This window comes from Amycolatopsis sp. NPDC043889 (assembly GCF_056435645.1).
Genome location: NZ_JBWKEC010000042.1, coordinates 18,209 through 37,267, shown reverse-complemented (window position 1 = coordinate 37,267; position 19,059 = coordinate 18,209). Strand labels below are relative to the sequence as shown.

Sequence of the window (19,059 nt, the reverse complement as noted above, 5' to 3'; positions counted from 1 at the left end):
AGGGAGAAAGAAAACGTGATGAGCATTTTCGAGGAACTCGAATCCGAAGTACGCAGTTACAGCCGTGGCTGGCCCGTCGTGTTCGACAGGGCCCAGGGGAGCTACCTGTACGACGAAGACGGCAAGGCCTATCTCGACTTCTTCGCCGGCGCCGGCGCGCTCAACTACGGGCACAACAACCCGGCGCTGAAGCGGGCTCTGATCGACTACATCGCGCGTGACGGCGTGACGCACGCACTCGACATGTTCACCGTGGCCAAGCGCGACTTCCTGCAGACGTTCCAGGAGAAGATCCTCCGCCCGCGGGATCTCGACTACAAGGTCGTCTTCCCCGGTCCCGGTGGCGCGAACGCGGTCGAGGCCGCGCTGAAGCTCGCCCGCAAGGTGACCGGCAAGGAGTCGGTCATCAACTTCACCAACGCCTTCCACGGGATGACGCTGGGCGCCCTCTCGGTGACCGGTAACTCGATGAAGCGCGGCGGCGCGGGTGTCCCGCTGGTGCACGCCACCCCGATGCCGTACGACAACTACTTCGACGGCTCCATCCCGGACTTCCTCTACTTCGAGAAGCTGCTCGAAGACTCCGGCAGCGGCCTGAACGAGCCCGCCGCCGTGATCGTCGAGGGCGTGCAGGGCGAGGGCGGCATCAACGCCGCGCGCGTCGAGTGGCTCAAGGCGCTGGACGACCTGTGCAAGAAGCACGGCATCCTGCTGATCCTCGACGACGTCCAGATGGGCTGCGGCCGCACCGGCCCGTTCTTCAGCTTCGAGGACGCGGGCATCAAGCCCGACATCGTGTGCCTCTCGAAGTCCATCGGCGGCTACGGCATCCCGATGGCGCTGACGCTGATCCGCCCGGGCCTCGACGTCTGGGAGCCGGGCGAGCACAACGGCACCTTCCGCGGTATCAGCCCGGCGTTCGTCACCGCGACCGAGGCGCTGCGCGTCTACTGGAGCGACGACGAGCTGGAGAAGTCCACCAAGGCCAAGGGTGAGCGCATCGCCGCCGCCTTCCAGGGCATCGTCGAGGCGTACCCGGACGCGAACCTGTTCGCGAAGGGCCGCGGCCTGGCCCGGGGCATCGAGTTCGCCGACGGCGACCTCGCGGGCAAGGTCTGCGCCGCCGCGTTCGAGCGCGGGCTGCTGATGGAGACCTCCGGCCCCGACGGCGAGGTCATGAAGGTCCTCCCGCCGCTCACGCTGACCGACGACGAGCTCACGAAGGGTCTGTCGATCATCGACGAAGCCGTCGCCACCGTCCTCAACTGACCTGAACCGACCGCCCTCGACCAGGAACGAGAAGGAGTTTTCCTTTGCTTGTCAGAACACTCGACGAGGTCACCGACACCGACGCCGACATCAAGACCCCGAACTGGCGCAGCAAGCGCATCGTGCTGGCCAAGGAGGGCGTCGGTTTCTCGGTGCACGAGACCACGCTGTACGCCGGGACGGTCAACGACTTCTGGTACGCGAACCACATCGAAGCGGTGTTCATCACCTCCGGTGAGGGCGAGCTCGAAAACACCGCGACCGGCGAGGTCTTCCAGCTGAAGCCGGGCACGTTGTACCTGCTCAACGACCACGACAAGCACCAGGTCCGGCCCAAGACCGAGATCAAGTGCGTCTGCGTGTTCAACCCGCCCATCACCGGCCGTGAGGTCCACGACGAAAACGGCGTGTACCCGCTCGTCACCGAACCCTAGAAATCGCTCGAGGAGGCGACTGCATTGACGCTGACCGACACCCGAGTCGACGACAGTTACCCGACCCGCATCACGGGTAAGCCCGAACACCTGCCCAGGACGCACCCCACCGTCTGGGGCACCGAGGCCGACGGTCCCTTGGACGCGGCCACGCTCGCGAACCACGAAACGCGTGGTTTCACCGTCGTCGACCAGTTGTTGTCGCCTGGTGAGGTCCAGGCCTACTGGCAGGAACTCGTCAGGATGTCGTCGGGGGACCACCGCGACGACGAGCGCGTGATCACCGAGGCCAAGACCGGTGAGGTCCGCTCCATCTTCGACGTCCACGAGACCAGCGAGCTGATCGCGGAACTCGTCCGCGACCCGCGCGTGCTCGACCGGGCCCGGCAGATCCTCGGCTCCGAGGTCTACATCCACCAGAGCCGCGTGAACTACATGCCCGGCTTCAAGGGCACCGGGTTCTACTGGCACTCGGACTTCGAGACCTGGCACGCCGAGGACGGCATGCCGGTACCTCGCGCGGTCAGCTGCTCCATCGCGCTCACCGACAACTACCCGTTCAACGGCGGGCTGATGGTGATGCCGGGTTCGCAGCGGACCTTCGTGCAGTGTGCCGGGGAAACCCCCGAGAACAACTACAAGAGTTCACTGAAAGAGCAGCGGGTCGGCGTCCCGAGCGAAGAAGACATCACCGCGCTCGCCGCCGAATACGGAATCGACCAATTCACCGGGCAGGCCGGTTCGGCGCTCTGGTTCGATTCGAATGTGATGCACGGTTCGTCGAACAACATCACGCCGTACCCGCGATCGAACATCTTCCTGGTGTTCAACAGCGTCGAGAACGCGCTGCGGGAGCCGTTCGCCGCGATCGAACCGCGTCCGGCGTTCATCGCCGGCCGTGACTCGACCCCGCTGTCGCGCTGACGAAACCGCAGGTCGCGAAGGCCATGACGGGGTGCTTGTAGCCGTCGGTGTGCGCCCTGTTACGTTGTCGCCACGTGAGCGGGCCAGTGGGCTCGCTCACGTAGGTGTTGTCGACGGCCGAACGGGTTCTTCGCTCGGGGTGAGCCCACCCGGACGGACGTGGACGCCGATGTCCGGTGTGGGTCGCGCCCCCAGGCGGCCCAAATCGGATATCTCCCGGCTCCGTGCCATCAGATCGGGACTGATGGCACGGAGCCTTTTTCTTTTTCGTGGTGATGCGTGTTTGGTGCCTGTTCGCGAGCCGGAAGTACATGAAGGGGGTCTTCATGTACTTGGGGAGGTCGAGTTTCCTCGGCTGAGCCGTGGGAAGGCGGCCTTCACGCGCTACCTGCCGCGGCTGCGTGGCTCAGGACACGCAGTGAGCGCCGGTCACCCGGCAGCCGAAGTCCACAGTGGACACTACCCGCCCGCTTAGCGCGCTTTGTCCGTATCGCCGAGGTCGTGAAGGCCTCCTTCCCTACCCTGAAAGTAGGGAAGGAGGCCTTCACGACCTTGAGTGTCCTGGTTGGCGGCGTCTTGGCGCGGTAGGTTGGCTACTCCGGTAAGGGGAGAGATCGGAGGAGGGGGCTTGTCATGGGCGAAAGCGGCTCCCCTGCCCGCTTCCAACTCCTTGGTCCCGTGCGCCTCCTCGACGGCGATCGGCCGGTCCCCGTCGGCGGCCCGGGCGTCCGTGGTCTGCTCGCGCTGCTGGCGCTGAAGGTCAACAAGGTCGTCGCGCTCGACGAGATCATCGACGCGCTCTGGGGGCACGACCCGCCTGCCACGGCCCGCACGATCGTCCACGGCAACGTTTCGCATCTGCGGCGCGTGCTCCGGGGCATCCAGGGCGATCATCCGCACGGTGCCCGGATCCTCACCGCGCCGCCCGGCTACCAGCTCACCGTCGAACCCGAGCGGATCGACGTCCACCGCGCCCGATCCCTGCTGGAGCGGGCTTCCGCGGAGGAGCCGGAGAAGGCGGCCGAACTGCTCACCGAGGCCCTCGCGCTCTGGCAGGGGCCCGCGCTCGCCGGGGTGCCGGGGTCGGTCCGCGCTCCCGAACTGGAGGACCTGCGGCTCGCCGTCCACGGCGCCAGAGTCGACGCGGACCTCGAACTGGGCAGGCACGCGGAACTGATCGTCGAGCTCAGCCCGCTGGTCCGCGCGAACCCGCTCGCCGAGCGCACGGCCGGTCAGCTGATGCGCGCGCTCTACCACGCCGGCCGCCGGGGCGACGCGCTCGAGCTCTACCGCACGGTGTCCCGGGCGACCCTGCGCACCCTCGGCGTCGAGCCCGGAGCGGAACTGCGCTGGCTGCATGAACGCGTCCTCAACGACGACCTGCCGGTCAAGGTCGCCGCGGAACCGAAGGCCGAGGCGGCGCCCGTCCAGCAGTTGCCGCCCGCGGTGCCGAACCTCGCCGGACGCGAGGCCGATCTGGCCTGGCTCGACGAACTCGCCGAGCGCGCCGAAGCGGGCGAGACCGCGGTCGGCGTGGTCACCGGGACGGCCGGGATCGGCAAGAGCAGCCTGGTGGTGTGGTGGGCGCATCGCGCGGGCCGCCGCTTCCCCGACGGCATCCTTTTCGCCTCGCTACGGGGTTTCGACCCGCATCATCCGCCGCTGGAGCCCGCCGACCTGCTCACCCAGTTCCTGCTCGGGCTCGGCGTGCCTGCCGAGGGCGTCCCGGAACAGGTCCACGAACGCGTCGCTCTCTACCGCTCGATGATCGCCGGACGCCGGATGCTGGTCATCCTCGACAACGCCCGAAGCGCCGAGCAGGTCCGGCCGTTGCTGCCGCCCGGTTCGCGGTCGATGACGCTGGTGACCAGCCGCTCCCGGCTCGACGGGCTCGCCGTGTCCAACGCCGCCAAGCTGCGGGTGCTCGGCACCCTCGCGCCCGGCGACGCCGTCCGGTTGATCGAGGAACTCGCCGGGCCCGCCGGCTACGACCTCAACCACGCGCTCGCCCGGCTCTGCGGTTATCTCCCGCTGGCGCTGCGGATCGCGGGTGCCCGGCTCGCCGCCAGCACGCAGTGGTCAGCGCAGGATCTGGTCGACGAACTGGGCAACGAACGGACCAGGCTGGCCGCGCTCGACGTCGAGGGCCCGGACGACGGCGTCCGCGCGGCGTTCGACGTCTCCTTCCGGGGGCTGCCGCCCGAGGTCGCGGACACGTTCCTGCGGCTCGGCGTGGTCCAGTGCGTTTCGGCCGGTTCGCATCTGACGGCCGCGATCGGCGGGATCACCGTCGCCGAGGCGCGGCGGCATCTGCGGGTGCTCGCCGCGCACAACCTGCTCGCCGAAACCGGCCGCGACTCCTTCGTCCCGCACGACCTCGTCCGCCTGTTCCTCCGTGAACTGGCGGAGAACGAACTCGACGAAGCCGACCGGGAAGCCGTCCTGTCGCGCTCGGTGCGGTTCTATCAGGCCGTCGCCGACCGGGCCCGGCGCAAGATGCTGCGGATCGTCGACCCGCTCGACTTCACCGGGGTGCTGACCGACGCGCAGACGCCGCCGATCGGTTCCTTCGACGAGGCGCAGGACTGGTTCACCGCGGAATGGGAGAACCTGATCGAGGTCCTCGAAGCCGCCCGCGCCGCCGGACGCCACGACGACGTCTGGCAGCTGGCCAGGGTCGCGCACACCTATCGAGCGGTGTACCCGCTGCTGGACGAGTGGACGCGGCTGGTCGGGATCGGGCTGGAGGCCGCCGAGCGATCCGGCGACGTCCTCGGCCGGTGCTGGATGCTGATCTCCCGTTGCGCCATCGCCCTCACCTTCGAGCTGCCGCAAGGCTGCCTCGCCGACGCCGAACGCGCGCTCGAACTCGCGACCGCGATCGGCGACGACCGGCTGATGAACTCCGCGAACATCCATCTCGGCTCCGCGCTGACCCTGCTGGGGCGGCACGACGAGGCGATCAGGACGTTGCGGCGGGCGGTCGAGGAGACCGAGCGGACCGGTGATCTCGAATTGCGCGGGCAGGCGCTCAACAACTGCGCCGAGGCCGAAAAGCGGGCCGGGCGGTTCATCGAGGCGATCGGGCACCAGGTCGCCTCGCTGGAGATCGACCGGACCCTCGGCGACGAAAGCTACGTCGTCGTCTCGCTGAACAACCTGGCCGAATTGAGCATGCGGATCGGCGAACTCGCGGCGGCCGAGCGGTACGTGTGGGAAGCCGTGGACCTGACGATCAGCAGACGGTTCGTCCTCCAGGAGGGCGTCCTGCGGCTGACGCTGGGCCGGGTGCTGCGGTCCGGGTCGGATGTGGACGGTGCCCGCGAACAATTCGCGCTCGCGCTGAAAATCCTCGCGGACGCCAATCCCAAGCTCGCCGCACTGGTCCGTGCCGAACTCACGGACCTCGGCGAAACTCCGTGAGTGATCCTTAGCGGATTCTTAGTGGCCTCGCCGCGCACGCGCGTAGGGTCCGATTCAGTGTCGATCGAGCCCTAGGGGAGGGGCATCGGTAGTGATCGGCGCTCGGGCGGGCCCGTTCCGGGGCCGTCTGAAGAGCCGCCAGGAGCGGCTCGTGGCGGTCCGGCCGGTGGAGGTGGGGGCGATACCGGCCGGCCGCCAGGCGGCACCACCGCGTTTCGTCCTCTGAATGCGGTCCTTGCGTGTGCAACTACCGCATTCAGAGGACGAAACGCGTGGGGTCAGCCGGTGCCCGCCGTGCACAGGGCGATGGTCTGGCCCTTGTTCTCCGCCACCTTCTTGCCGTTGACCAGGATCGTGCAGGCGATCTGGTTGCTGACCGACGAGTTCCGGGTGTCCGCGGTGACGGTGAGCAGGTAGTCGCCCGAGTTGAACGACGCCGTGCCGCGCCATTCGTCGGTGCTGGCCGGGGTCGTCTCGGTCCGCTGGTCGTTGAGCGAGCCGTACCGGATGGTAGCGCCGCCGGAGGCGCTGACGACGAACTCGACGGTGTTCTTGTCGCCGGCGACCGCCGGGACGTGCAGCCCCGACTCGCCGGTTGCGAAGAAACTGGTGTAGACCAGTAACCCGCCGGCGGCCAGCAGTCCGGTGATCGAAAGCGCGAGCCCCGCGATCCCCATTCCCTTCTTGTCCGCCTCGCCCTTCTTGATTTTGGTCAAACCGATCACGGAAAGAATCAATCCGATCACGGCGAGCGGCCATGCGGCGATCCCGGCGACCGGGACGAAGGCGACCCCGAGTGCCGCCATGCCGACCAGGAAACCTGCGATGACCACGCCGTTCTTGGGTTTGCGGTGCCGTGTTCCGTGCGCGGCGAACCCAGAGCCGTAGCGGGTGGCGGGCGGGTGCGGGAGAGGTGGATCGGTCGGCATACATGCCCTTTCGGAGGCTTCCGTCCGAAGACGTTAACCCATCGTTCGGGGCAATGGCCGAAATTGTTACCTGCTGGAAAAAGTCATCATTCAACGATGATCAAGCGGTCACCGATATTTTCTGACGAGAATTGTGGCATCGCCGAATGTCGGAAACCCGATCACTGATCGAACAGGCTGACTTCCGGGGTGATCTCCAGCAGTTCGTGCACCGGGCGGCCGCGGCGGCCGTCGATGGTCGTGGTCCGCACGACGCGCAGCCGCGCGGTCACCGGCCGGTCCAGGTTCTCCTTGATCTCGTCGAGCAGATCCGGCGCGACCGCGCCCTGGATCGTGCCGCCCGATTCGCGTTCGAGATAGAAGATCCGGCGCCGCGTGCGGACGCCGTCCAGCCTGCCGCTGACCGTCTCGTAGCCGACGGCTTCACGTGACTCGCGCAGGCTCCCGGAAAGGATCCTCGCCTGCTCGGTGGTCATGCTGCGGGTCAGCTCGTCGCCCGCGGTCGGGGTCAGCGCCATGCCGATCCCGGCGTGTTTGCTGACCGCGTTGACGATGTCGCTGACCGCGTTGCGGACGGTGTCGCGCTGCAGCAGCACCGCGTCCAGCGCGCCGTCGTCGGAACCGTTGGCGGGCAGGAAGTCGCACAGTTCCTTGACCGCGCGTTCGGACAGCGACTCGATCCCGTCGTGGATGAGCGCGTCGTCGAGCGCCGGTTCCGGGAAGCCGAAGAAGATCGCGTTGCCCGCCTGTCCACGCTGGATCAGCGGGGCCTTCTCCCGGTCCGCGGGCTGGACGAAGGTCACCTCGCCCGACGGGTTGCGGATGATGTGCCCGATCTTCGCCGTCGCGTCCTGCAGCGCGCGGCTGATGTCGGAGAAGGTGTACGCGTCCAGATGCGACTCGCCGAGCACGGAAACGCGAAGCAGCGGCGAACGCGACGTCCGCTCGAACTTGGCGTACGCGGCCATCGCCGACGCTCGGGCGAGGTCGTCGAGCCAGGTGCCGCCGGGGATCTCGTCGGCGATACGCCGGAATTCGTTCCTCACCAGATCACTTCCGGAATTCCCCTGCCACCCGATGCCCACACTTCCTCCCAGATCTCCTCGTCGCCGGGGCGGCAGAGGAACCCGTCGAGCATGCCGCCGACGGGCTGGACCTGGTCCAGGTACATGGCGGGCTGGCCGACGATGACCCCGCGCAAGGTCAGCAGCCCGTACAGCGCAGAGCGCCCCGCGTCGTCGAGCCGTTTGAGCGCGCCCCATTCGTCCGGGATCAGCACCACGTCGAGCCCGAGCGGCGCGTGCGGGGTCCTGGCGGTCAGATCGCCGCCGATCCACGCGCGGCCGGTCGGCATGATCCGCCGGGCGACGCCGAGGTAACTGTTCAGCGCGCTGAACAGGATTTCACGGTCGTTCTGGTGCGGCGCGTCGAAGACCAGCCGCTCGTAGACGTCGGCCAGATCGGCGGGATGGCGGCCAGGAGGCAGCAGGTTGTGCGGCGTCCAATAGGGGAGCGCCAATCGGAGCCTCCTTCGTGTGCCGGAGCTCCCGATCGAAGAAACGTACCCGGCGTCCCGCTCACAGTGCGTAGCCGAATTTACCAGGCGAGTGTCAGCCGCCCTGCCCCGGCCGGTGCTCGGGCGCGTGCCCGGCGGGCGGCCAGTCCTCGTCGCTCGGCCAGACGGGTTCGGGTTCGTGGCCGCCCTCGCCGTTCCGGGCGGCCGGTTCCGGCGGCCCCGGGTGGTAGCCCCGCACCGGTTCCGGCGTCAACTGGCCCTCGCGGTGGCCTTCCGCCTCCTGGTCGTACGGCTCCTCGTCGTCCTGGATCCGCGCGGGCGGGAGGAACTGCGTCCGTTCGGTGGAGAGCAGCTCGGGCAGGGGTTCGGGGTCCGGCTCGGCAGGCACCGGTGCCGTGCGTTCCGGCTCGCGGGCCACCGGTTCCGCGGCCGGTCGCTCACGTCGTTCGCCGCGCATCAGCAGCCAGGTGACACCGCAGCCGAGAGCGAACGAGATGAGCAGCCAGAGCCAGATCTGCCCGAAGAGCCAGAGCATCAGGCCATCACCTCTGTTCTGCCGTGATGTCGACGCGGCGGCCCTCGCCGTTCGCGCCGTCGGAGTTCCTGCGCTGGGTGGAGTACGCCTGGTCGCGTTTGACCCCGTTGCGCTCTAGCAGCCGCTCCACCGTCAGCGCCCGGTTCAGCGAGAGCTTCCGGTCCGAACCGGTCGCGACCTGCCCGGTGATCCGGAACCTCAGCTCGCGGGGCGCGTCCGTGAGCAGCTTCGCGATCTCCAGCGCGCCGCGTTCACCGTCCGCGGTGAGTTCGGTGGTGTCCGGTTCGAACGTGATGGGCGTGGCCGCCAGCAGGCGGTCGATCTCGGCCTGGAATCCGGCCTTGTCCACCGGCTTGGCCGACGTCGGCGTGGGACTGGGCGACGGGCTCGGGGGAGGCTGGCTCGACGGCTCGCCGCTGGTCGTCACCGGGCCGGCGGGCGGGGCGGTGTCGCCGGAGATCTCGACCGTTCGGACCCCGTCGATCCGCTGGATGGCGTCCATCGCCTGCGCGGCCTTGTCCGGCGGGAAGCCGGTGAGGTTCGCGTCGCGGCCGGAGAAGCTCACCTGGCCGCCGGAGACGCCGACGTCGGCGAGCGCGTTCTTGGCGCGCGCGGTCAGCTCGGCCTCGATGTCGTCCGAGGCCGACCAGACGGTGATCGCCGTCAAGGCGAGCGTGACCAGCAGCGCTGTAGGCAGCAAGCGGCTCCAGCGGGTACCGGGCATGGAGGGACTGTAAGCCGCCTCCGACCGGTTGGCGAACCGGCTTCCGGCACGTCCCGCGCTCTCCGCGGGGCGCCGCGCACCCGTCTGGCCTGCGACGTCAGTGCGGCCCGTGGCCGGCCGCCGGACCCCGAATGGTCGGCACATGACCCTTCTGGGTGACATCGATCGATGGCCCTGATGCGCGTGAAGGCCCCCTTCCCCTTGGGGCAGCCGAGGAAGGGGGCCTTCACGCGCTAGGGGAAGAGGACCGGTCCGCGGTTCAGCTCGCGTGGTGGTGGATCTCCCGCATGTCCTTGGCCGGGAGGGAGACGCCCGTCGACTCGATCTGCTCCAGCGGGAGCAGCGGCGCGAGCTCGGGGCGCTTCGGGGACAGGCCGTCGCCCATGGACTCGCCCTTGAGCTGACGGCGGATCCACGGCAGCAGGTGCACCTTCGTCCACTCGAGGTCCGAACGGCGCGAAGTGATCCAGGTGCTCGGCTCCTCGGACGCCGGCCACGGCTCACGCCAGTCGTCGGCGACCGGGACACCGAGGACCTCGGCCGCGCGCAGCGCGATCCGCCGGTGGGCCTCGGGGGTGAAGTGCAGCCGGTCGTCGCTCCAGGCGCGGCGGTCGTGCAGCGGGGCCATCGCCCACATGTCGACCATCTTGGCGCCGTGCCGGTCGGCGATCGCCCACAGATGCGCGTTGTAGATGCCGACCTTCCCCCGCAGGACGTGCATCACGGACAGGTACTTGGTGTCCGGCCCGTTGAAGATGAGCACCGGGATCCCGGCCTCGCGCAGCTTGGCGACCCCCGCCTCCAGCCGCGCGGCGACGGCGTCCACGTCCGCGCCGGGCACGATGATGTCGTTGCCGCCCGCGCACAGGGTGACCAGGTCGGGCTTCACCGCGAGGGCGATCGGGAGCTGCTCTTCGAGGATCTCGTCGAGCATCTTCCCGCGGAGGGCGAGGTTCGCGTACTGGAAGTCGGGCCTGCCTTCGGCGAGGATCTCCGCGAGCCTGTCCGCCCAGCCCCTGAAGCTGCCGTCGGGCAAGTCGTCGTTGAGTCCTTCGGTGAAGCTGTCACCGATCGCCACGTAGCTGTCGAATCCGTACACGTTGGGTCCCCTTCCGTCCGTGTGCCCCCGGTTGGTACTTGTACACCACAACTAACAGCTGAGAGCGCCCCTGCCATCCCATCTGACCGAAACCCGTGGTTCAGCCCGTTGACACAGTCTCTTATTTTGTCGGACGTCCATGCATCTCCATTACCGGGATGTACACTCCTGGGCTGCGTAGATTCCCCTCAAGAGGGCGTAAACCGGACACGGTATGTGGCGAACATCTCCCCGCCCGGGTGTTCGGGCTCATAGATCCGGCAGGCTGTAAGGGTGACCTCACGACCCTCGCGCGAGTCGCTCGCCCAGATCCTCGGCGGGCGGCGAGGCGCCATCGACGCGAGCATCCCGCCCGCGGCCTTCGTCCTCGGCTGGCTGATCGCCGGCCAGTCGATCGCCTGGGGCGCCGGGGTGGCCATCGGGGTGGCGGTGCTGCTCGGCGGGTACCGGGTCGCGCGCGGCGACAAGGCCCGCGCGGTCGTGGTGAGCCTCGCCGCGGTGATCGCCGCCGCGCTGATCGCCCTGCACACCGGCCGCGCCGAAGACTTCTTCCTCATCCAGCTGCTGTCCAATGTGGCCAGCGCGCTGCTGTGGGCGGCCAGCATCGTGGTCCGGTGGCCGTTGCTCGGCGTCGTGGTGGGGCTCGTCATCGGGCAGAAGACCCGATGGCGCCGTGATCCCGCGCTGCTGCGCGCGTACTCGCGGGCGAGCTGGGTGTGGGTCTTCCTCCAGTACACGCTGCGCGTCGTCGTGTACGGCTCGCTGTGGTGGAGCGGGCAGGTGGTCGCGCTCGGCATCGCCAGGACAGTGCTGTCCTGGCCGCTGGTCGCGGTGACGGTCGCCGTGAGCGGCTGGGTGCTGTACCGCACGCTGCCTCCGGAACATCCGGGCCTGCGGGTGGTGGAGGAGAACGGGGATCCCTCGGATTCCGCGCCCGATGGGCTGCCCAGGACATAAGGCGGCCCCCGGCGAGGGGGGAGGGTCCGGGGGCCGGGTCCTACGGTACCCGGAGTTCGGCCCCGGAGTCGATGGTTTGGTCTTTTAGGGCGCGTTTTTGGTGTTTTTCCAGGGTGGGACCGGCCGCGGTGCCCCTTCTCCGTAGGCGTCGACGGCGGCCAGCCAAGCGGCTCCGAGTACCCCGTCGGTGCTGGTCAGGACCTCGATGCCGGCGAGTTCGGCGCGGACCTTCGCCCCCACCGGCCCCTCCGGCGACAACACCCCGCCCACCAGGACGACCGGCGTGTCCTCCCCGGGATCCCGGGCGGCCATGACGTTCGTCACCAACAAGGTGGCCGCGCGGGTGGTGATCTCGTCCGCCGCCCGATCGCCTTCGCGGTAGGCCTCGCTGACGAACGGGGCGAACCTGGCGAGCCGGATCGGCGCTTCGGCGTTGGCGCTCGTGATGAGCGCGCGCCACAGCGGCGCCCGGTCGCTCGCCGGGTCCACTGCGGACGGTCCGAGCGCTTCGGTGAGCACGGCGCGCGCGAGCGGACCGGGTTCGCCGCCGCGGCCGAGAACATCCAAAGTGGAGCGAACGGCTTCACGGCCGAGCCAGTACGCCGAACCTTCGTCACCGAGCAACCAGCCGTAGCCGCCGACGGTGGACACCATGCGCCTGCCGCGGATCCGGCCGGCGATCGACCCGGTGCCCGCCACGAGCACCGAACCGTCCGGCGCGGAAGTCGCCGACGCGTAGGCGACCTCGGGATCGGGGACCGTCCGCACCGGACTGATTCCCGTGTCCCTCCAGGCGGCTTCGAAGATCTCCGCGATCGCCGGATCGCTCAGCTTGCTGACACCCGCCATGCCGACGACGCACGCCGCGGTCGCGGCCGGATCCAGCCCGCCGAGCGCGCCGGTGATCGCGCTCGCGATCCGCGCCGCGGCTTTCGACGGCGGATGGGAATTGGGATTCGCCCCGCCCGCGCGCCCGGTACCGAGGACGGCGCCGGAGGCGTCGACGGCGATCGCTCGCGTCGACGTGCCTCCGGCGTCCACACCGATGACGTGGGTCACCGGGTCTTGGTCACCTTGAGCAGCCCGCGCGGGCTGTCCGGGTCACCGCCGCGCGCCAGCGAAAGGCCGAGCGCGATCCGCTGGATGGGCAGGATCTCCAGGATCGGAGCGACCTCTTCGGCGGACGGCGCGACACCGATCCGCAGCGCCGCGGGCACGTCGGCCGAAGCGGAGCCGACCGCGAGCACGTCCGCGCCGCGTTTGCCGACGGCTTCGAGGACCTCCTGCATCGCGCCCACTCCGTGTCCCTGGCTCGTCACGGCGAGCACGGCGGTTTCACCGTCGACCGCGGCGACCGGACCGTGCAACAGGTCCGCGCCGCTGTACGCGCGGGCCGCGAGGTAGCTGGTTTCGGCCAGCTTCAACGAACCTTCCAGCGCCGTGGCGTAGGAGTAACCGCGGCCCGTGGTGAGCACCCGGTCGACGAAGCGGTAGCGGTCCACCGCGCGCTGCACGCCTTCTTCGGAGCCGTCGAGGGTCTGCTGTGCGAGCTCGCCCAGCTTCTCCGCGTCCGCGCCCTTGCCGCCGCGGACCGCGTCGATCAGAAGGTAAAGCGAAAGCAAGGTGGCCGAGTAGGTCTTGGTGGCGGCCACCGCCTTTTCCAGTCCCGCGCCGATGTCGACGCCGAGTTCGGCGGCGGCGCGAAGCGGCGACTCCGGGGTGTTGGTGACCGAGACGGTCAGCGCTCCCTGGCGACGCGCGGTTTCGGTGACCTCGATGAGATCCGGGGATCCACCGCTTTGGCTTACTGTGATGAAGAGAACGTCCCGCAGATCGGGACGGGCGCCGTACAGAGTCGCGGTGGAGGGTGAGACGAGACCGCAGGGGAGACCGAGGAGTACTTCGATCAGGTACTTCGCATACAGGGCGGCGTGGTCGCTGGAGCCCCGGGCGGCGAGGAGTGCGAACCTGGGCGGGCGCTTGGAGATGGCTTCGGCCACCTCGGCGATTTCGGCCTGTCGCTCCACGATTCCTGCCAGAATGGCGGGTTGCTGGGAGATCTCCGCGGCCATGTGCTCGCCGGGGCGCTGTTCGGTCATCTCGTTCCCTTCCACCGGGACGTACTTCGTCCCCCGAGTAGGTCTAGACCAATGCTAGCCCGAATGGACGTTTGTGGTGAAGGGTACGTTTCCTAGCGGGGACGGTGCGCGTTTGAGTGGGAAGGCTTAGGGAGTCGGTCATGTTGGAGACAACCACCGCGAGTGAGGCGGGCGCTACGGCAGGGATGCGCGGGCAGCGCGAACCCAAGTACTGGGCGCTGAAACAGCATCTGCTCGATCTGCTCGACGCGTTGCCGCCCGGCTCGCCGATTCCGACGGAACGGGCGCTGGCGGGGGAATTCACCGTTTCGCGCACCACCGTCCGGCAGGCGCTCGCCGACCTCACCGCCGAGGGCAGGCTCCACCGTGTGCAGGGCAAGGGCACCTTCGCCGCCGAGCCGAAACTCGCGCAGCGCCTGCAGTTGTCGTCCTACACCGAGGACATGCGCAAGCAGGGGCTCAAGCCGTCGTCCAAGCTGCTGGAGATCGACGAACTGCCCGTCGAAGCCGATCTGGCGAAGCTGCTCGGAATCCGTGTCGGCGCGAAGATCCTTCGCCTTCGCCGTCTCCGGCTGGCTGATTCGCAGCCGATGGCCCTCGAGACCACGCATCTCCCGCTCGGCCGCTTCCGCGGTTTGCGCAAACATGTTTCCGCAGGTGGGTCCCTGTACGCCGTGCTGAGGGAGCACTACGGCGTCGAGCTCGAAAGGGCGGAGGAAACGATCGAGACCGCCCTCGCCGGGCCGCATGAAGCGGAGATGCTCGGCGCCGACGTCGGAATGCCGATGTTGCTCCTTTCGAGGCATTCCTTCGCCACCGACGGAAAACCGGTCGAGTTCGCGCGCGCGATCTACCGGGGTGACCGTTACAAATTCGTCACCACGCTACTTCCCTGACGAGTCAGGTAATTCCGGGAAAGATCGCTTTCCCGGAATTCATGCCGATTTCGCGGTGGCCCGCTCCCTGCCGTCGTGATTCAGTCGTCCCATGACTGACACGGCGGCGGGGATTCGGTGGGGGACGCCGGTGGCGCGCGGCGTGCTCGCGACGACGATCGTGGGCTCGGGCATGGCGATGCTCGACGGGACGATCATCAACGTCGCGCTACCGAGGATCGGCAAAGAACTCGATGCGTCCGTCGCGGGCCTTCAATGGATCCTCGACGGCTATCTGCTCGCGCTCGCCGCGTTGATCCTCGTCGCCGGATCCCTCGGCGACCGCTACGGCCGCCGCCGCATGTTCATCGTCGGCGTCGTCTGGTTCGGTGTCGCCTCCGGGCTGTGCGCCGCCGCGACGACCACCGAGTTGCTCGTCGCGACCCGGATCCTCCAGGGGATCGGGGGAGCTTTGCTCACGCCCGGCTCGCTGGCGATCCTTCAAGCGTCCTTCGCCCACGACGACCGGGCCCGCGCGATCGGTGCCTGGTCCGGGCTCGGCGGCATCGCGGCGGCGATCGGCCCGCTGCTCGGCGGCGTCCTCGTGCAGGTGTGGTCGTGGCGGCTGGCGTTCCTGATCAACCTGCCGCTCGCCGCCGTCTGCGTCCTGCTCGCCCGGCGCTACGTACCCGAGTCCCGTGACGAGGAGGCGACCGGGCATCCCGACTTCCTCGCGGCCGCCGTCGGCGCGATCGGGCTGGCCGGGCTGACCGGCGCGCTGGTCGAGGCGCCCGGACGCGGTATCGGTGACGTCGTCGTCCTGGTCGCCATCGTGCTCGGCGTCGCGGGGCTGGGGTCGTTCCTGGTGATCCAGCACCGCTCGGCCGACCCGCTGGTGCCGCCGAAACTGTTCCGCGACCGGACGTTCAGCCTCGCCAACGCGCTGACCTTCGTCGTCTACGCGGCGCTCGGCGGTGTGATGATGCTGATGGTCATGCAGTTGCAGGTGTCGCTGGGCTACTCGCCGACCGCGGCCGGGCTCGCCGGGCTGCCGATCACCGTCATCATGCTGCTGTTCTCCGGCCGGTCCGGCGCGCTCGCGCAGAAGATCGGTCCGCGTACGCAACTGGTCGCCGGCCCGATCCTGATCGGCGTGGGCATGCTCCTGCTGATGCGTGTCGGGCCGGGATCTTCGTACCTGGGGTCGGTGCTGCCCGCCGTCGTCGTGTTCGGCGCCGGGCTGGCGACGGTCGTCGCACCGGTGACCGCGACGGTGCTGGCCGCCGCTCCGGACCGATACGCCGGCGTCGCCTCCGGGGTCAACAACGCCATCGCCCGGTCGGGTGGCCTGCTCGCGATCGCCGTGCTGCCCGCCGTCGCCGGACTGTCCGGTGCCGCCTACACCGATCCGGTGGCGCTGACGGCGGGCTGGCGGACGGCGTTGCTGGTGTGCGCGGCCCTGGCGATCGGCGGTGGGCTGATCGCGCTCGGCATCCACAACGGTGTCCTCGACACACCTGCCGATGACACCGACAAGTCACCGCATCCGGGTGAATGCCTCCACTGCGGGGTCGACTCGCCGCCGACGCACGTCCGTCCCGCCGGACACACGTGATCGGAGCCGGAACTCGCGGGCTTGAAGGCGGAACTCGCGAGATCCGGCCCCAATCACGCGAGATCCGGCTTCACGCACGCGAGATCCGGCTTTACGCACGCGAGTTACGCGAGCAGGTCGGCCAGCGTCGCCGGGTCCAGGTTGCCGCCCGAAACGACCGAAACGACCTTGCCCGGCGGCAGCGCGTCCCGGTGGGAAAGGAACGCGGCGGTCGCGGTGGCGCCGCTCGGCTCGGTGACCAGGCGGGCCCGGTGCGCCAGCGTCCGGACGGCCTCCCGGATCTCCTCCTCCGAAACGGTGATGACGTCGTCGAGCACCGACTGGAGGTGGGCGAAGGTCAGGTCCGACGGCTGGGCGCGCAGGCCGTCGGCGCTGGTGCGGGCCCGCAGGTCCATCGGCCACTCGATCCGCCTGCCCGCGCGAAGGCCCTCGGCGGTGTCGCCGGCCAGTTCCGGCTCGACGCCGATGACCTTCGCGTCCGGCAGCAGTTCCTTGATCGCCGTGCCGACGCCCGAGGCCAGCCCGCCGCCGCTGAGCGGCACGAGCACGACGCCGGCGTCCGGCAGGTCTTCGGCGATCTCCAGGCCGACGGTGCCCTGCCCGGCGATGACGTCGCGGTGGTCGAACGGCGGGATCATGGCGAGCCCTCGTTCGTCGGCGACGGCGAGCGCGGAGGATTCCTGTGCGTCGATCGGGACCTCGATGACCTCGGCGCCGAGCGCCTTGGTGGCTTCGACCTTGGCGCGCGGGGCGACGTCCGGAACGAGGATCACCGCGGGAATCCCGAATCGCTTCGCCGAGTACGCGACCGCTTGCGCGTGGTTGCCACTGGAAAACGCGACGACGCCGCGGGCGCGCTGATCTTCGTTCAACGCGGCGATCGCATTGTACGCGCCGCGCACCTTGAAAGCGCCGATCGGCTGAAGGCTTTCCGGTTTGAGCCACAACGGCGCCCACCGTTGTTCCAGTAACGGGGTGCGCACCGCGACGCCTTTGACACGGCTCGCCGCGTCGCGGATTTCCTCGATCGATACCAGGTCCATACGTTCGATTATGTCAAGGAGTTGTGAGCCGTGGACAGTCCTTTATGGACAGACGACGTGGCGCTGCTCACGTGCGGACAACGAAGGGAGCATCCCGTGCGCCTTAGTCGTTAGGACCGGTGAGGACCGACTAGCAGCAGAACGGGATCATGACCAAGGAGACCACGGAGAAAACCGAAAAGACGGAAAAGCAAGGCCGGATCATCCAGGTGACGGCGGCCGCGATGGCCGCGATCACCGCGGCGCTGCTGGGTTCCACGCTCGGCGTGGCCGGGACGGTGGCGGGTGCCGGGCTGGCGAGCGTGATCACGACGCTCGGCGGCGAACTATACCTGCGTTCGCTGCAACGGACGAAGGACGCGGCACTGAAGGCGCGAGTGGTGCTGACCGTTCCCGGGCGCCGCAAGGTGCTCGACCCGGCGGAGCAGGAGACGGTCCGGCTCACCCCGGCGAAGGAGGACGAGCCGTCCGCGCGGAAGTTCAAACCGCGCTGGGCGGTGATCGCCGGAGTCAGCGTGGCGGCGTTCGCGGTGGCGCTCGTCGCGATCACCGGCTTCGAGGGGGCGACCGGGAAGACCTTCGGTGGTGGGACCGGGACGACCATAGGGAAGATCATCGGCGGCGGGCAGCCCCAGGAGCGGCAGGACAAGCACGACACCCCGCCGGCGACGACGCCTTCGGAGACGCGGGAGAACCAGCCCGAGAAGACGCCGTCGACCACGCCGACCCCGTCGACGACCCCGACGGCCCCCACGACCACGCAGGCGCCTCCGACGACGCAGTCCACGACGCCTTCGACCTCCCAGGCGCCCCCGACGACGCCGTCCGCTCCCGCCTCGAACACCTCCGTGCCCTGATCCCCTTCCCGCATTTCGTCCTCTGAATGCGGTAGTTCGCGCTGCCAACTACCGCATTCAGAGGACGAAATGCGTGGGTCGGGGGAGTCAGGGGAGGGTGGAGCGGAGGGTCCGGGCGGCCGCTTCGGGGTCTTCGGCCTCGGTGATCGCGCGGACGACGACGATCCGCGACGCCCCCGCGTCCAGCACCTCGGGCAGCCGCTCGGCGTCGATGCCGCCGATCGCGAACCACGGCCGCGTCGTCCCGGACGCGGCCGTCGAGCGCACCAGGTCGAGCCCCGGGGCGGAGCGGCCCGGTTTCGTCGGGGTCGGCCAGCACGGGCCGGTGCAGAAGTAGTCCACGCCGGCCTCCCCGGCGGCGGCCGTGGCCTGTTCGGCCGAATGGGTGGACCGGCCGATCACCACGTCGTCCCCGAGCACGCGACGGGCGAGCGACACCGGGATGTCGTCCTGGCCAAGGTGCAGCACGTGCGCGCCGACGGCGAGCGCGACGTCCGCGCGGTCGTTCACCGCCAGCAGCTTGTCGTGCTTCTCGCACGCCTCCGCCAGCACTTCCAGTGCGGCGATCTCGTGTTTCGCCTCGATCGGCGCACCGCCGGTCTTGTCCCTCAGCTGGATGATGTCGACCCCGCCGGCCAGTGCGGCGTCGGCGAATTCGGCGAGATCGCCGCGGCCGGACCGGGCGTCGGTGCAGAGGTACAGGCGGGCGTCCGCGAGCCGGGCGCGGATCAGCGAACCAGACAGGGTGGGCATGGCGGCG

18 protein-coding genes are annotated in these 19,059 nt (G+C 69.2%); 8 read left to right on the top strand and 10 right to left on the bottom strand.

Annotated features, from left to right (window positions below; translation table 11 throughout):
* The first annotated feature begins 18 nt into the window (after positions 1-18).
* The 4 genes from ectB (at position 19) to AC0685_RS40005 (ending at position 6,050) form a co-directional block, all read left to right on the top strand.
* A complete protein-coding gene (gene ectB, locus AC0685_RS40020) occupies positions 19-1,269 on the top strand; it encodes a diaminobutyrate--2-oxoglutarate transaminase (RefSeq protein WP_478230260.1) in 1,251 nt (416 codons plus the stop codon).
* 44 nt (positions 1,270-1,313) lie between these two features.
* Positions 1,314-1,703 carry an ectoine synthase gene (locus AC0685_RS40015; RefSeq protein WP_007033454.1) on the top strand — a complete coding sequence of 130 codons (390 nt, stop codon included), beginning with the start codon at positions 1,314-1,316 and terminating at the stop codon, positions 1,701-1,703.
* A 24-nt stretch (positions 1,704-1,727) separates the two neighbouring features.
* The gene (thpD, locus tag AC0685_RS40010) at positions 1,728-2,627 is read left to right on the top strand and encodes an ectoine hydroxylase (protein WP_478230259.1); all 900 of its coding nucleotides are present in this window, start codon (positions 1,728-1,730) and stop codon (positions 2,625-2,627) included.
* A gap of 633 nt (positions 2,628-3,260) precedes the next feature.
* Entirely contained in the window at positions 3,261-6,050 is a 2,790-nt protein-coding gene (locus AC0685_RS40005) for an AfsR/SARP family transcriptional regulator (RefSeq protein WP_478230258.1), read from the top strand.
* Positions 6,051-6,328: 278 nt separating this feature from the next.
* On the opposite strand, the gene AC0685_RS40000 is transcribed toward AC0685_RS40005, so the two are convergent.
* The 6 genes from AC0685_RS40000 to AC0685_RS39975 form a co-directional block, all read right to left on the bottom strand.
* Positions 6,329-6,979, bottom strand: coding sequence for a DUF4190 domain-containing protein (locus tag AC0685_RS40000; RefSeq protein ID WP_478230257.1), 651 nt, complete (start codon positions 6,977-6,979; stop codon positions 6,329-6,331).
* 161 nt (positions 6,980-7,140) lie between these two features.
* The gene (locus tag AC0685_RS39995; RefSeq protein WP_007033450.1) at positions 7,141-8,025 is read right to left on the bottom strand and encodes a hypothetical protein; all 885 of its coding nucleotides are present in this window, start codon (positions 8,023-8,025) and stop codon (positions 7,141-7,143) included.
* Complete coding sequence (locus AC0685_RS39990; RefSeq protein WP_037335500.1) at positions 8,022-8,498, bottom strand: DUF6932 family protein; 477 nt, start codon at positions 8,496-8,498, stop codon at positions 8,022-8,024. Before AC0685_RS39990 ends, AC0685_RS39995 begins: the two co-directional genes overlap by 4 nt.
* A 91-nt stretch (positions 8,499-8,589) precedes the next feature.
* On the bottom strand, positions 8,590-9,030 hold the full coding sequence (locus AC0685_RS39985; RefSeq protein ID WP_478230256.1) for a hypothetical protein: 441 nt from the start codon (positions 9,028-9,030) through the stop codon (positions 8,590-8,592).
* A 7-nt stretch (positions 9,031-9,037) separates the two neighbouring features.
* Positions 9,038-9,754 carry an OmpA family protein gene (locus AC0685_RS39980; RefSeq protein WP_478230255.1) on the bottom strand — a complete coding sequence of 239 codons (717 nt, stop codon included), beginning with the start codon at positions 9,752-9,754 and terminating at the stop codon, positions 9,038-9,040.
* A 259-nt stretch (positions 9,755-10,013) separates the two neighbouring features.
* On the bottom strand, positions 10,014-10,853 hold the full coding sequence (locus tag AC0685_RS39975) for an SGNH/GDSL hydrolase family protein (protein ID WP_478230254.1): 840 nt from the start codon (positions 10,851-10,853) through the stop codon (positions 10,014-10,016).
* Between the two features lie 273 nt (positions 10,854-11,126).
* Here AC0685_RS39975 and AC0685_RS39970 point away from each other — a divergent pair, with 273 nt between their 5' ends.
* Positions 11,127-11,810, top strand: coding sequence for a DUF3159 domain-containing protein (locus AC0685_RS39970; protein ID WP_478230253.1), 684 nt, complete (start codon positions 11,127-11,129; stop codon positions 11,808-11,810).
* Positions 11,811-11,894: 84 nt separating this feature from the next.
* Here AC0685_RS39970 and AC0685_RS39965 read toward each other — a convergent pair whose 3' ends face one another.
* Positions 11,895-12,869, bottom strand: a complete 975-nt coding sequence (locus tag AC0685_RS39965; RefSeq protein WP_478230252.1) for an N-acetylglucosamine kinase — start codon at positions 12,867-12,869, stop codon at positions 11,895-11,897.
* On the bottom strand, positions 12,866-13,909 hold the full coding sequence (locus tag AC0685_RS39960) for an SIS domain-containing protein (RefSeq protein ID WP_126730325.1): 1,044 nt from the start codon (positions 13,907-13,909) through the stop codon (positions 12,866-12,868). The genes AC0685_RS39965 and AC0685_RS39960 overlap by 4 nt, the downstream gene beginning before the upstream one ends.
* A gap of 140 nt (positions 13,910-14,049) precedes the next feature.
* Between AC0685_RS39960 and AC0685_RS39955 the strand changes: the two genes are divergently transcribed.
* Together AC0685_RS39955 and AC0685_RS39950 are read left to right on the top strand one after the other, a co-directional pair.
* Positions 14,050-14,805, top strand: coding sequence for a GntR family transcriptional regulator (locus tag AC0685_RS39955; RefSeq protein ID WP_005160527.1), 756 nt, complete (start codon positions 14,050-14,052; stop codon positions 14,803-14,805).
* A gap of 91 nt (positions 14,806-14,896) precedes the next feature.
* Entirely contained in the window at positions 14,897-16,399 is a 1,503-nt protein-coding gene (locus AC0685_RS39950; RefSeq protein ID WP_478230251.1) for an MFS transporter, read from the top strand.
* Between the two features lie 104 nt (positions 16,400-16,503).
* Here the strand turns inward: AC0685_RS39950 and AC0685_RS39945 are convergent, their stop codons facing one another.
* Positions 16,504-17,442 (bottom strand): threonine ammonia-lyase, encoded by a 939-nt coding sequence (locus tag AC0685_RS39945; protein WP_478230250.1) that lies wholly within the window; start codon positions 17,440-17,442, stop codon positions 16,504-16,506.
* Between the two features lie 149 nt (positions 17,443-17,591).
* Between AC0685_RS39945 and AC0685_RS39940 the strand changes: the two genes are divergently transcribed.
* Positions 17,592-18,299 (top strand): hypothetical protein, encoded by a 708-nt coding sequence (locus AC0685_RS39940; protein ID WP_478230249.1) that lies wholly within the window; start codon positions 17,592-17,594, stop codon positions 18,297-18,299.
* An 87-nt stretch (positions 18,300-18,386) separates the two neighbouring features.
* On the opposite strand, the gene thiE is transcribed toward AC0685_RS39940, so the two are convergent.
* Positions 18,387-19,052 (bottom strand): thiamine phosphate synthase, encoded by a 666-nt coding sequence (gene thiE / locus AC0685_RS39935; protein ID WP_478230248.1) that lies wholly within the window; start codon positions 19,050-19,052, stop codon positions 18,387-18,389.
* Positions 19,053-19,059 lie beyond the last annotated feature (7 nt).